General features: G+C 45.7%; 12 protein-coding genes. 9 read left to right on the plus strand and 3 right to left on the minus strand.

The window, feature by feature from the left end:
- Window positions 1-16: 16 nt before the first annotated feature.
- Window positions 17-955, minus strand: a complete 939-nt coding sequence (locus CHA6605_RS11820; protein WP_157259970.1) for a hypothetical protein — start codon at window positions 953-955, stop codon at window positions 17-19.
- Window positions 956-1,338: 383 nt separating this feature from the next.
- On the opposite strand from CHA6605_RS11820, the gene CHA6605_RS11825 reads away from it, so the two are divergent.
- Window positions 1,339-1,899, plus strand: coding sequence for a glycosyltransferase family protein (locus tag CHA6605_RS11825; protein WP_051038835.1), 561 nt, complete (start codon window positions 1,339-1,341; stop codon window positions 1,897-1,899).
- Here the strand turns inward: CHA6605_RS11825 and CHA6605_RS11830 are convergent.
- Window positions 1,893-3,089, minus strand: coding sequence for an ISL3 family transposase (locus CHA6605_RS11830; RefSeq protein ID WP_015158531.1), 1,197 nt, complete (start codon window positions 3,087-3,089; stop codon window positions 1,893-1,895). The genes CHA6605_RS11825 and CHA6605_RS11830 overlap by 7 nt on opposite strands.
- A gap of 238 nt (window positions 3,090-3,327) precedes the next feature.
- On the opposite strand from CHA6605_RS11830, the gene CHA6605_RS11835 reads away from it, so the two are divergent.
- The 8 genes from CHA6605_RS11835 to CHA6605_RS31565 all read left to right on the plus strand — a co-directional run bounded on the left by CHA6605_RS11835 (window position 3,328) and on the right by CHA6605_RS31565 (window position 13,822).
- Window positions 3,328-4,017 (plus strand): glycosyltransferase family protein, encoded by a 690-nt coding sequence (locus CHA6605_RS11835; protein WP_051038837.1) that lies wholly within the window; start codon window positions 3,328-3,330, stop codon window positions 4,015-4,017.
- Between the two features lie 26 nt (window positions 4,018-4,043).
- On the plus strand, window positions 4,044-5,309 hold the full coding sequence (locus tag CHA6605_RS11840) for a glycosyltransferase family protein (protein ID WP_015159675.1): 1,266 nt from the start codon (window positions 4,044-4,046) through the stop codon (window positions 5,307-5,309).
- Window positions 5,310-5,405: 96 nt separating this feature from the next.
- A complete protein-coding gene (locus tag CHA6605_RS11845) occupies window positions 5,406-6,623 on the plus strand; it encodes a glycosyltransferase family protein (RefSeq protein ID WP_015159676.1) in 1,218 nt (405 codons plus the stop codon).
- A 266-nt stretch (window positions 6,624-6,889) separates the two neighbouring features.
- Window positions 6,890-8,026 (plus strand): glycosyltransferase family 2 protein, encoded by a 1,137-nt coding sequence (locus CHA6605_RS11850; RefSeq protein ID WP_015159677.1) that lies wholly within the window; start codon window positions 6,890-6,892, stop codon window positions 8,024-8,026.
- 167 nt (window positions 8,027-8,193) lie between these two features.
- A complete protein-coding gene (locus CHA6605_RS11855) occupies window positions 8,194-10,044 on the plus strand; it encodes an ABC transporter ATP-binding protein (protein WP_015159678.1) in 1,851 nt (616 codons plus the stop codon).
- The gene (locus CHA6605_RS11860) at window positions 10,028-10,768 is read left to right on the plus strand and encodes a histidine phosphatase family protein (protein ID WP_015159679.1); all 741 of its coding nucleotides are present in this window, start codon (window positions 10,028-10,030) and stop codon (window positions 10,766-10,768) included. Before CHA6605_RS11855 ends, CHA6605_RS11860 begins: the two co-directional genes overlap by 17 nt.
- 346 nt (window positions 10,769-11,114) lie before the next feature.
- Entirely contained in the window at window positions 11,115-12,056 is a 942-nt protein-coding gene (locus CHA6605_RS11865; RefSeq protein WP_015159680.1) for an aldo/keto reductase, read from the plus strand.
- A 68-nt stretch (window positions 12,057-12,124) separates the two neighbouring features.
- Window positions 12,125-13,822, plus strand: a complete 1,698-nt coding sequence (locus CHA6605_RS31565; RefSeq protein ID WP_015159681.1) for an iron uptake porin — start codon at window positions 12,125-12,127, stop codon at window positions 13,820-13,822.
- On the opposite strand, the gene CHA6605_RS36165 is transcribed toward CHA6605_RS31565, so the two are convergent.
- Window positions 13,797-13,928: a hypothetical protein gene (locus tag CHA6605_RS36165; protein ID WP_269744577.1), complete on the minus strand. Its 132-nt coding sequence runs from the start codon at window positions 13,926-13,928 to the stop codon at window positions 13,797-13,799. The genes CHA6605_RS31565 and CHA6605_RS36165 overlap by 26 nt on opposite strands.

The following is a 13,928-nucleotide window of genomic DNA, read 5'->3' on the forward strand; positions in this document are numbered from 1 at the left end:
TAATCGCCGAAGATATTCAATCTTCTTTATCTTGGCGATCTAATTGTTCTACTTGTAGCCAAGCGCGATAGCCAACCGGACTGGGATAATTGAGATTAGATCGAGTATCTTCAGCAAAAGATTCTACCTTGAGCAATCGCAAATTAAAGCCGCCTTCTCTATTCTCAATTCGGATTGGAGTTCCCAATTTGACGATTTTTTTGATGGTATTCAGTCGGGTTGGAGATCCAGTTGGTTGAATTCCTACCGAAATTTCGACGAGATCCGATCGATCTGAAGTCGGACGTGCATAGTCAAAGTAAATTTGTGCTTGGATGTAATAATTGCGATTACGATCGGGATATTGAGTAGAAAGATAGTGACTTTGATTATTCAAGAGCGGAAAACGCTTACCGAATGGAGTAGCATTCAAGGGTCGCGGTTGCAGACGCGGATCTAGATTGGCATCCTTGAGTTTAAAGGGTGTTTTTTGCACTTGTAAAGTTACAGTCTGCGTAACTTTATTAGGTTCGACTTTGTTGCGTTCGTTGGGTGGAAATGCGACGCGGTGAGGCGAGATCTCTAGCACCCTAATATAATATTTCCCCACCTGCTTGATGTTATTGGGATACAAGTATTCGGGGTTAATCGTTCCGAGTGTGAGATCGAGATCGCCAAGATTTTTGCCTGCTTGTGACAGATTGAGTTTGACTTGCGCTTCACCACCCCAATAACAGCTAACAACCCAATCGCTACTATTACTTTTAGGACAGCGAAGATCGTTAATCCCAACTACTCTAATTTCTAATCGATCGGGATCGAGTACGGCTTTAGACCCTAACTCTATTCGCACGGGTTTATTTAGTTGGAAGCTAGACATCTCTGCTGCGAGCGAATTTGAGGTAAGTATCCCCAACAGTGTTGTCAAAATTGTTGCCGATCGAATCGAAATAAATCGAGAAATTGATATGGCCATTTGCGGGAGTGAATGAGATTGCTGCTAACAAAAGTCGATCGATGTTGCTATATCTAGCAAACTACAATCAGCCGAAGTCTATTTCCGCATCTTCGCCTCAAATCTCGATCGCGTATGCTCTGGCTCTTGAAATCGACTCATTCCGTTAAGTCAAGATCGCCATCACATTTTAATTCAAAAAATAATAAATATAGGGACGATGCCTTGTCGATTCGACCGTGAAGCAGGAGGGACATTAAATTATTTAACTCTCATTTTCAAGGAAATTTTAATGAGAATTATCTCATCAAATATTCATAGAGGATTCATTGGAGTTTGGGATTGTATCAACAAGGTAAACATCCGAACTGCTTTCACCGATTTACCTTTATCCAGAGCATGTTATGAAACTACTAGTTTATTCTCACGATGCCTATGGGTTGGGTAATATCTGTCGAATGTTGGCTATTTGTCGTCACCTCCTCGATACGATTCCCAACTTATCAATCTTAGTATTATCGGGTTCGCCGATGCTGCATAGCTTTCGGTTGCCAGCCGGACTCGACTATCTCAAACTCCCCTGTCTGCACCGAGATGAAAATGGCGATTTATCGGCAAAATATCTCAAACTCGATATGAAGCAGACGGTAAAGCTGCGGTGCAATCTGATTCGGATTGCGGCTCTAAATTTTCGACCAGATGTAGTACTAGTCGATAAAAAGCCGTTCGGACTGCAAGACGAACTCAAAAAAACGATCGAAACTCTTCGCATTGTTTCCCCAGAAACTAAGTGGGTATTACTGTTACGAGATATTTTGGATGCTCCCAAACAAACGATTGCCGAGTGGCAGCGACTCGATAGTTATCGCGCCATCGAGCAGTTTTATCATCGCGTTTTGGTGGTGGGTACGCCGGAAGTATTTAATACCTGTGGTTCTCCAGTACCTAATGTGCTAAATCAATAATTGAATCTCCAAGTTAGCAAGCATCTGTTTCGGAAGTTGTTGAAATTAGTGAAGCCATAAGCAGTACGCTTGATGAGCTTAATCTTATTATTAATTCCCTCAACTACACCACTAGTAGTTCGCTCATCAAAGTAAGCAACTATCTCTGTTAACCATCGCGAGATTGTGCCACAACTATTTGGCAAATGCTGCTTGGCTCTTACCAGCCAATGTCTAATTTTCAATAGTCCTCTCATCCACGATGTTGTTTTTTCCATTATCTCTCTCCATTTTTCTTTGAGTAGATGTGCTGCCCTAATGTTGGCAAATTCTTCTCTAACCTGCTTGAGCTTCTCTTGTTCTTTCTCCTCTCTTAACTCTTTTTCATTTTTTAGCAGCGCATACTTACTCGATTTTATTACTGCCAATTGCCGAGTGTATTCATTCTTTTGCTCTAATGTCTTTGCGGATTTAAGTTTAGCCTCTATCGCTCTTTTTTCTTGTTTTCTCAGCTTATCTAACTCACTATTTATTTGCGCTGTTACATGAAATCTGTCTGCTACTACTTGAGCATTAGGCATCACTTCTATCGCTAAGCTTTTATACCCTTTCCATAAGTCTATGCTGACTTCTTCGATCCTTTCCAGTACCTCTGTCCCCCATCCTTTCAGGATTTTCTCTATTTCTTCACTCTTTCTGCTTTCGATTATTGCTAATAATTTTCCTCGCTCTATATCTACTAATACTGCACAATATTTTCCTTGTCCTTTTACCATTGCTATTTCATCTATTCCCAGTTTTCTTAAATCCGTTGGCTTTTCTCCGTTTAGCTCTGCTGCTGCGTCTTCAATTATTCTCTCTATTTCTGCTGTCGTCATTACTCCTGTTCTAGCTACGCTCTGAATATCTCCTTCTAGTGCTTCTGCTAGGATTTTTTTAGCTAGTCTTGAAGTATATGTTCTTCTGCCTTTAACAAATTCTAGTTGTTCGCTAAATGGTTTTTGACATTTTTTACATTTAAATTGTCTTCTGTTTATTTCTAGGTGAACTTGCTGCTCTCCCCACGGCAAATCTTTTACTATGTATCTATTATTCTGATGTAAGCTACTACTCTTCGTTCCGCATCTATGGCATTTGCTTTCTTTCTTTATTGCTTCTACCTGTAAGATGATGCCTATTCCTTCATATTGTCGCTGCGACTCTACTCGCATTCCTTCTATTCCTAATAGCTCCGTTAGTAGCTTGAGTTCCTTTTTGTTGCCACTTGCCCTGCCCGCCGCTCTTCTTACTATTTCTTCCTCTCTTCATTATCTTGCTTTTCCTCTCCTCGTCAGCAGTTTTGACATATTTATTTTATTTTCTTTCTCTTGTACTGCCTCGATTCTCATTTAATTAGCACATTAGGTACTGGAGAACCATACCTGTGCCGAGTACCAATTTTCCCCAGAGATGCTCTCAAAGTCGCTCTTTTGCGGCTATATCCGCCGTCAACAGGCATCCAAACACCCAGAGGTGCTGCGGCGGGAATTGAAGTTAGCCCCCGGCGAACGGTGCGTACTCGTCACCGCAGGGGGTGGCGAGGATGGGTATCCGCTGATTCACGCCTATCTAGAGGGTTTAGCAACACTACCAACAGATTACGCACTCAAAAGTTTGGTAGTTTGCGGCCCGGAAATGTCCACAGCGGAGCGAGCGAAACTTTTCCAGATGGCAACACAGCATCCGCAAGTGACCATTAGTGAGTTTACCGACGATTTGATGAGTTATATCGAAGTCGCCGATGCGGTGGTGGCGATGGGTGGCTACAACACTTTCTGTGAAATTTTAACCGCTCAAAAGCCATCGATTATCATCCCGCGCGTTAAGCCGACTGAAGAACAAGTTATTCGCGCCACCAAAATGGCTCAAATGGGATTACTTGAAATGATTCACCCCAATGAATTAACTCCAGCAGTTTTAATCGATAAATTAGTCCATCAATTAAACAATCCTGGTTATTACACTAGCAATATTAAAAAAGTAGATTTGGATGCGCTGCCTCGGATTACCCAGGGTATTGCTACAGCGATGCCGCACAACTTATTCAAGGGAGAATTTCAAAGATTTCCAGAGCAGTGGATTGCCTGTATTCCAGCTTAGTCGTATTTATTCGATCTCGCAACTTCATGAAAAAGATTTTATTTTATTGTCAAAATTTATTAGGGATGGGGCATTTAGTCCGCACGACGGAATTGATGAGAGAACTCGTCAAGACGTTTGAAGTTTGTCTAATTGAGGGCGGACAAAAGGTTGCTGGATTTGAAATGCTGCCAGAAGTTGAAGTCATTCAATTACCGACGATTCAAGTTGAGGTATTTGATTCGCTCCAAGTGGGTAAGCAACTTCAGGTTGTCGGCAGTACGATGAGTCTGGAGGAGGTGAAGGAGTTTAGACAACAGAAACTAATCGAGGTATTCGATCGATTTCAACCCGACGTGCTGATTACTGAGGGCTATCCGTTTAGTAAAAATAAGGCATTAGCCTTTGAAATGGTTCCCTTATTAGAACATGTTAGAAAATCCGATCGAACGACTCAGGCAATTTGCAGTCTACGCGATATTATCATGGTCAAAGAATTTGCCGATCGTGATGCAGAAGAGAAGAGACGCTGTGAATTTGTCAACCAGTATTATGATGCAATTCTTCTCCATTCAGATCCAGCAATTCATCGCTTAGAAGATAATATTTCTACCGCTGGCAGTTTAACTTGTCCCGTTTATTATACTGGCTATGTGGTGCAATCCGAACCCGATCGAGTCGAATTCGATCTCACCGATAGCGAACTTCTCAAAGATCCAATTCCCAAGATAGTTGTCAGCGTCGGTGGCGGCAAACTCGGACACGATCTATTAGAGAGCATCATTCAAGCAGCACCACTAATTCATCAACAAATTTACCATCAAATTGTTATTTTTGCTGGGCCGTTAATGGATGAAGCTAAATATCGGCAGCTCGAAAAATTAGCCCAAGGGAAAACAAATGTTAATCTGCGACGGTTTACACCTAGCTTGATTGCTTATCTCGATCGAGCAGATTTATCGATTAGTTTGGGTGGCTATAACACTACCATGAATATCTTAAAAACTGGTGTCAAGTCGATGATTTATCCCTCTGATAAAGATCGAGAACAAGCAATTAGGGCAGAGAAATTAGAAAGGTTAGGCTTACTCAAGATTTTAGATAAATCTGAGTTAGATCCAGAACTATTGGCAAGATCGATCGTCAATTATTTAGCTGATGATGCAACCTTAAATTTTGAACATTTGATTCAGCTCGATGGCGCAGAAAAAGCATCAATAATTCTCCAAAATTTACTCGAATTTAACGCAAAGTCGGTAACGCCTACGATTGAAATCGTGGCTAGTGGTGCAAAGTCCCCCTACGCGGACTGAATTATTATTAGTCCGCGTAGGCGGACTTTGCATCATGAGCGGAGACTTCCAGTCTCCAGGCTCTCCTTCTCTCTGCCTAATATTAGGAGCTAATCTATGAAAAAAATTCTATTTTACTGTCAATATCATTTAGGGATGGGTCATCTCGTCCGCAGTGTCCAAATATTGCGGAGTCTGGCGACAGAATTTGAGATTTGTTTTGTCAAAGGAGGTACGGAAGTTGAAGGTTTAGATCTACCTGCAAATATTCAAGTAGTAACATTACCAACTTTACTATCCGAACGTCGTCAGCTTAAAGTTGCCGATCTGAGTCAGGATTTAGAGACAGTCAAGCAACAACGAGTTATCACTTTATTAAACATTTTCGATGAGTTTCAACCAGATTGCTTGATAATTGAAGGCTATCCATTCAAAAAATATCAATTTGAATTTGAATCGATTCCGTTATTAGAAAGAGTCAAGACTGCAAAGAAAGATATTAAAGTTGTCTGTAGTCTGCGCGATGTCGTGATGGCGCAACCATATCTCGATCGAGATGAAGTAATTGCCACAACTTGCGACAGGCTGAATCGATATTTCGATCTGTTATTGATTCATTCAGATCCACAATTTCATCGGTTAGAAGAAAGCTTCCCAGCCGTAGCGGATATTAAGTGTCCGATTCAGTATACCGGATTTGTCGCTCAAGCTCTGACGGAAACATCTGCTGGCACGAAAGAAGATGCGATCGATTTATCCCGCACTAATCCGACGATCTTAATAAGTGTCGGTGGCGGACAACTAGGTCACGATTTACTCGATGCAGCAGTGGCGGTTAGTCCAATTTTAGCCGCACGATTGCCGGAGTATCATCTCCAAGTATTTACAGGGCCGTTTATCTCGATCGATCGATTTAAATCGTTATCAATAGCGGCAGCGGAACAGACGAATCTCACGCTCAGAAAGTTTACATCTCAATTTCTGAACTATATGCAAAAAGCAAACCTTTCAATTAGTTTGGGTGGATATAACACCACGATGAATATTTTACGGACTGGTGCTAATTCGATGATTTTACCATCAAATAAAGACTGGGAGCAGACGGTTAGGGCTGAAAAGTTAGCACAGATGGGCATCTTAGAACTTCTAGAGCCAGCCGATCTTCAGCCCCAACAATTCGCAGACAAAATCGTGCGATCGATTGAAGCGCGGCAGATTCCTAAACTGCACAAACCATTCGATCTCTACGGTGCGGAGAAAACAAAAGTTACGATCGATAATCTTCTGACACCGCTGAGATCGCGGCGGATTGAAATCAAAGATTTACACCACTAGCGGAGAATTTATTCTAGGTTAGCCTCGTAAATCTTAGAAAATCCCCCCTAGCCCCCCTTTTTAAGGGGGGAACCGGATCGAAAGTCCCCCTTTTTAAGGGGGATTTAGCGGCTCCCGTAACTCCTTTGGAGTGGCTGCGCCAACGTCGGGTTCCCCGACGGATTAGGGAGACAAGACAGGGTGATTTACCCGCTAGAAACGTAGCAATTAGATTTTCCAAACATCCTCTCAAAACATCATTAATCTTCACTCACTAAAATCTAGCCATGACTACAACTCTAACTTTAGAAACCGCTAACATTGCAGACTCGATCGAACAACCAATGGTAACGATCGTTGTCGTACCACGCGAACGGTTTAGCTATTCCCAACAATCCTTAGAAAGCGTTTATGCCGAAACAGATTACCCCTTTGAATTGGTATATGTAGACGGTGGATCTTCGCCCCAACTCAAGGCTTATTTAGAAGCACAATCGCGCGAGAAACAATTTAAACTGATTCGCACCGAACATTTTCTCTCACCCAATCGCGCCCGCAATCTCGGCATCCAAGCCGCACGCGGTAAATACATTGTCTTTGTCGATAATGATGTCCTCGTCCAAAAAGGCTGGTTGCAAAAGCTGGTAGAGTGCGCCGAAGAAACTGACGCGACAGTAGTAGGCACCCTTACCTGTATCGATAACCCCCTGCATGAAGTCGTCCATAATGGCGGCGGGACAACCTATATCGAAGTTCGCACCGAAGGCAACAAAACTGGTCGCTATGCCGTTCAAAAAAGTTATTTGGAAGGAAAGCGTGTCTCAAAGATTGCTGAGGAATTGACTCGGTTTAAGTGCGAATTTGTCGAGTTCCACACCGCCTTAGTCCGCAAATCCTTTTTTGACGAACACGGCTTGCTCGATGAAGGCTTACTCAGTACGCGGGAGCATATCGATCTGTGCTTATGTGCGGCCAAAGCGGGCGGTACAGTCTATTGCGAACGCCAAAGTATCGTCACTTACATGACTGGAGCGGAATTCGATTGGTATGACTATACTTACTTCAGCCTGCGCTGGAGCGATGCTTGGGATTTGGCGAGTTTCGACCATTTTCGCGCCAAATGGGGTGTCGAAGAAGATTGGTACTTCCACCGTCGCTACAATCGCCTCGGTCGTCGTCGCTATCGCGCTTTGATGCGTCCAATTATCAGTCGATTCCCGCTCAAAGACAAACGGAATGATTTTGCCGATTGGTTGCAAGTTGTCGAGCGTCCGATTAATAACTTTATCAGCGATCGATATGCCCGTCTGCATGAATACGCCAGTCACAGCTTGGGCTTGCGTCGATCGCAACGCTTGAAAGATGGGATGAAATTCGAGAAGCCATCGAAGGAAAAGGCCGAGTCGGAACTAGAGTCGGTTTGAAATGAGCCTAGAGACTGAAGTCTCTGCTCGTGATGCAAAGTCCGCCTGCACGGACTAATTTCCTAGTCCGCGCAGGCGGACTTTGCACCATTAGCCCCGATTTTAATCGGTGGCGGTAACAGAACGAAGCAAATATCCTCAACCCGTTGACATAATCCAAAATCCCAATGATTCAGACAGGAGAGAAAGAACTTAAAGGAATTATCCCCGGCAGTTGGCACATCCTGGTCAAATTCTGGCCGCAAATCCGCCAGCGGAAACTGCTCATCGGTAGCTCATTATTCGCGCTGTTACTAGAAACCGCACTAGGATTGCTCGAACCTTGGCCGCTGAAATTCATTTTCGACGGCGTACTGCTCTCCAGGACAGATATCTATCCCGATATTTTGGGCTTTGCACGCGGGTTGTCGCCAATGTGGTTGCTCTCGTTGCTGGCGGTATCGATCGTCGCGATCGCCGCATTACGCAGTATCACAGCCTATTTAAGCACTTATGGAATGGCACTGGCGGCAATTCAGGTACTATCGGAAGTCCGCAGCAACTTATATAGCCATATTCAGCGGCTATCCCTATCGTTCCATCAACGGTTCAAAAGTGGCGATCTGATTGCGCGAGTTACCTATGATATCGAGCGATTGCGGCTGGTGACGATCAAAACTGCACTGCCGTTTCTGGCAAATGTAGTCACGATCGTGGGGATGGTGGTAGTGATGTTCTGGCTCAATTGGGAGCTAGCCCTAATTTCGATCGGGATTTTCCCTCTATTTGCAATTACTACCACCAACATTGTCGGTAAAATTCGCAAGGAAACCAATAAACATCGTACCTCCGAAGGGGCGATCGCCGATACTACTAGCGAAACAATCGGCGCGATTCGAGTCGTGCAGGCTCTCTCCTTGCACGATATGTTGGAGGAAAATTTCCTGATCCAAAATACCAAAAGTCTCCAAGAAGGCGTGCGATCGCTCAAGCTGGCGACTTTTTTGGAAGGCTTAGTTAAGGTGCTGATGGCTCTGGTATTAGCGTTGGTAGTTTGGCGCAGTTCCCTGCTCGTCTTACAAAAAACCCTCACACCAGGAGATGTGTTGATTTTTGTCAACTATCTCAAAACTGCCTTCGACCCCATGCGCCAGATTAGCAAACAAATCGGTCAGATTGCCAAAGCGATCGCCTCTGGAGAACGGGCGATCGATATTCTCGACTACGAACCCCACGTTCGCGATTTGCCTGGAGCGACAAAGGCGCATCCCTTCTATGGTTCTGTCAGTTTTGAAAAAGTATCTTTCAGCTACGATCCCAGTCGGCAAATTTTGCATGAGGTTAATTTTGATGTCGAACCCGGACAACAAATCGCCTTAGTTGGGCCATCTGGGAGCGGTAAATCCACCCTCGCGAGTCTATTACTACGACTCTACGATCCGACTGTCGGTGGCATCCTCATCGATGGGAGAGATATTCGTAGCTATAAATTAGACTCACTCCGCCAACAGATTAGTGTCGTCATGCAAGATAGCGTCTTATTCGCCGTCAGCATTCGGGAAAACATCACCTACGGACGCTTGGGAGCCACCGATGCCGAAGTCGAACATGCGGCGCGGCTGGCAAATGCCCATGATTTTATTATGGACTTACCCCAAGGCTATGACACGATCGTTGGCGAACGTGGTGGCACTCTATCAGGGGGACAACGCCAACGGATTGCGATCGCGAGAGCAGCCATCCGCCACTCGCCGATCGTCATTCTCGACGAGCCGACTACCGGACTAGATGGAGCCAGCGAACATGCCGTCAATGAGGCTCTCAATCGCCTGACACGGGGCAGTACGACATTTTTGATTTCGCACAACCTCCGTGCTGTCGAGGGCTGCGATCGCATCCTCTATATCGAAAAAGGCGAAATTTTAGAGCGCGGTACCCATCCCGAATTGATGGCGCAAGCTGGACGCTATGCACACTTATACCGCCTCCAAAACGATACCAATGAAATAGAAGGAGTAAAACATGTCTTGGAAGCTTGAATGCGATCGGGAAAAACTCACACCGCAGGAAACACGGGTTATCTTGGTGCGCCACGGGCAAAGTAGCTTTAATGCCGAAGGTAGGTATCAAGGGAGTAGCGATGAATCAGTGCTGACTGAATTCGGTCGTCAGACAGCACGACAGACAGGAGAATTTTTGAGTGGATTAACTATTGATTCAGTGTATGTCAGTTCGCTGAGGCGGGCGCAAGCAACCGCCAGCGAAATATTAGCGCAGATGAATCCCTCGATAGATCCTGTGAATATTCGCGTCACGCAGCAACTTAGGGAAATCGATCTACCTGCTTGGCACGGACTTTACCATCAGGACGTGTGGGAAAAATTTGCCGAAGATTATCACTGTTGGAAGCAACATCCCGATCGATTTGTGATGGTCGATCCGCGTACCAACCAGCCATCTTACCCCGTCCGAGATCTCTACGCTCGATCGCGACAATTTTGGCAAGCTACATTACCTCATCATGGCGGTGAAACGGTAATGCTCATCAGTCATGCTGGCACGATTCGATCGTTAATTAGCACTGCTTTTAATCTCTCACCTGCTGACTATCACTCGCTCCGGCAATCTAATTGTGGAATTAGCGTACTGAAATTTTCACAAGGAAATGAGCCTCAATTGGAAGTCCTCAATTACACGGGACATCTAACAGCCGAATTTATGCCCAGCGAAATTGGTGGGAATCCCCCTGTCTTGTCTCCCTAATCCGTCGGGGAACCCGACGTTGGCGCAGTCACTCCAAAGGAGTTACGGGAGCCGCTAAATCCCCCTTAAAAAGCGGATTCGCTCCGGTCGGGTTTCTCTTGGTGCAGTTGTATGGGCGGGAAACCCGCCCACACTGCACCGCTCCCGACCATGGAAGCGTACCAAGCAGGGGGACTTTGACCGGATCTTAGCCCCCTTTTTAAGGGGGTTGGGGGGATTCAGATCTCAAAACGAAGCCCAGCCGACTTATATGTAAACGGTAGCGTCTTTAGCAAAGATCCTGGTGCATCATGCTTTGCAGTGGCACACCCTACAACCGAACTTAATATTTACTAGGAAAAAATCAATGTTATATCGTGAATTTGGCAACACAGGTTGGAACGTTTCTACCATTGGTATGGGCACCTGGAATATCGGCAATCAATGGGGTGAGATTGATGAAGATACTGCGCTCACCACCGTTCGCAGTGCCTTCGATAACGGTGTAAATCTCTTCGATACCGCCGAAGCTTACGGTATCCCCCAAGGATTATCTGAAGAACGCTTGGGTAAAGCCTTGCAGGGCATTCGCGATCGATCCTATATCGTCACTAAAATCGGCAGTTGGGGACGACGCACTAATGAAGGACTACCCAAAAATGTCGATACCATCCGCCTCTGTCTGCAAGCCTCACTATTTCGGATGAAGACTGACTGGGCGGATGCCGTATTGTGTCATGAAGGCGATATCGAAGATCCCACTGTCTATCTCGAAGCCTTCGAGGGACTAAAACAACAGGGATATCTCCGTGCTTATGGCATCTCTACCAATAAATTTGAAGTAATCAAGCAGTTTAATATCGCTGGTAACTGTAGCATCGTCGAACTCGACTACTCACTGCTCAACCCCAAAGCCGAAGCCAAAATATTGCCCTACTGTATCGAGCATAACATCGCCGTCCTCGTGCGGGGGCCACTCGCCCAAGGCTTGCTCTCTGGCAAATATACCACCGATACAGTCTTCACCGATACCATTCGCGCCAAATGGCATAAGAATGAAGCCAAACAATCCAAACTCGATCGAGATATCGCCGCAGTCAAAGCACTCAGCGCGAACTTACCAGCCGATACCACGATGGCAACTACCGCCCTCCGCTACGTTATTTCCCATCCCGCCCAACCTGTCGCCATTCCAGGCGCAAAATCGCCAGAGCAAGCAGCTCTGAATGCCCAAGCAGGCGATCGCCTTTTATCCGCTACCGAGCGAGATGCACTACTCCAGAGTATGAAGGAACCCGAAGCTGTGTAGTAGCCCCGTCAGATCCCCGACTTTTTGGAGAAGTCGGGGATCTTGCCCTGCTCTAGAAATTATCCCACATGACTTTCAACCATCCTACCGCTGCGGATACGGTGCTGTTTACCTCGACTCCCCCGCCACTCGTCAGCACCAAAACCGCTCCACGATCGCCAAATCAACCAATCTCAACTCAGCAATATTCACTCTTACTAAAATTACAACAGCGATATAATTCAATTCCTAATTTCACTGCTAAACCACCAAATAACCGCCATGACTTTACGATCGCTCTCCAATCTCTCATCGAGCGAATACTCAATTCCCAAGTAGCAGTTTCACCACCCGATTTAGCCGCGATCGAAGAATTAAAAATAGCCTTTGCTCCAGAATTATCCACCTTACCCGATCGCGTAGCGGATGAAATCGCGCTGAGGTCTCCGTCTGGCGACACGTCTCGCTTCGCTCGCCTACAGCGTGCGTTTCACCAAGCAGCGTCCGCTTTGCGGAATCGAGAAACCAGAAAAAGACCTGCCGATCGATTTGCCAATTCCCAGATCTATGTATCGGGACGATCCTGCATATCGAACTGTTTGCCTAATAACCTTCACACAATTCGATCGGTACCAGCCAAAATTTCTCACACCCAACCAGCCGAGCCAACCACTCCAATCGGAAAAACAAAATTTCCTATCGGCACCAAACTATCGGGAGAAATATTACTCAGCGGAGTTGCCATCGGCTTGCCGCCGATCGAAGATGAAGACAATAACGATCGCCGCATCGGTGCTGGCTACCGAACTAGATTGAATATTAATACCAGTTTCACAGGATTCGATCGACTCAGAATTAGATTTCAAAAGAGCGCTCTCCCCGCAGTAAATAGAGTCACAGGCAGCGATATGAGCCGACTCTCTTATCAAGGCAATACGCGGGGTCAAATTGTTCTCAATCGCTTAGAATATCGCTTCCCGATCGACAACAAAACCGAATTATTTGCAACAGCTAAGGGTGGCAATCTTTCCCATTTCGGCGATGCGTTAAATCCCCATTTAGACAGTGGTAGTGAAGGTACTATTTCACGATTCGGCGTGCGAAATCCGATCTACCGTCAGGGGCGAGGAGCTGGTTTTGGCATCACCCACAAGTTAGGATCGTCTGTCACTATCGGGTTGGGCTATCTTGCCGATGATGCCAACGAGATCGACACAGGACTATTTAGCGGCTCTTATGGTGCGATCGCTCAAATCACCTATAAACCCAGCCCACAATTTGGCATCGGTGTCAACTATATTAAATCCTTCAATCGGCTCGACACAAATACAGGCAGCGATCGCGCCAACGATCCGTTCGACGATCGCAGTAACGCGATCGTTGCTGATTCCTTCGGGGTGCAATCTTCTGTGCAGATTTCCCCAAACGTTTATCTCGGCGGCTGGGCGGGATTTACCCACGCCCAAGCTATGGATTTACCTAGAACTCCAACTGCAAATATTTTCAACTGGGCGGCTACATTATCGCTGGTAGATATTGGCGGTAAGAATAGCTTGGCGGGGATTATTATCGGTCAGCCACCCAAAGTAACGCACAATCAATTTACCACCAATGGCGCATCATTTTCCGACCCCGATACCTCCTTGCACATTGAAGCATTTTATCGCTGGCCGATCGCTGAAAATATCGCCACCACCGCAGGCATATTAGTAATTACCAATCCCGACCATAATGCCGCAAATGATACCACCTACGTTGGCGTTATTCGCACGCTGCTTGAATTTTAACCGACATCACTTTCTCTCCGCCACCACGATAATGGATCGATATCGCGTCAATTGCCCATGACACGGGGCTAGTGCCTGCGGGTGCTGCGGGTAACATTAATGGCAT

This window comes from Chamaesiphon minutus PCC 6605, assembly GCF_000317145.1.
GTDB classification, from domain to species: Bacteria; Cyanobacteriota; Cyanobacteriia; order Cyanobacteriales; family Chamaesiphonaceae; genus Chamaesiphon; species Chamaesiphon minutus.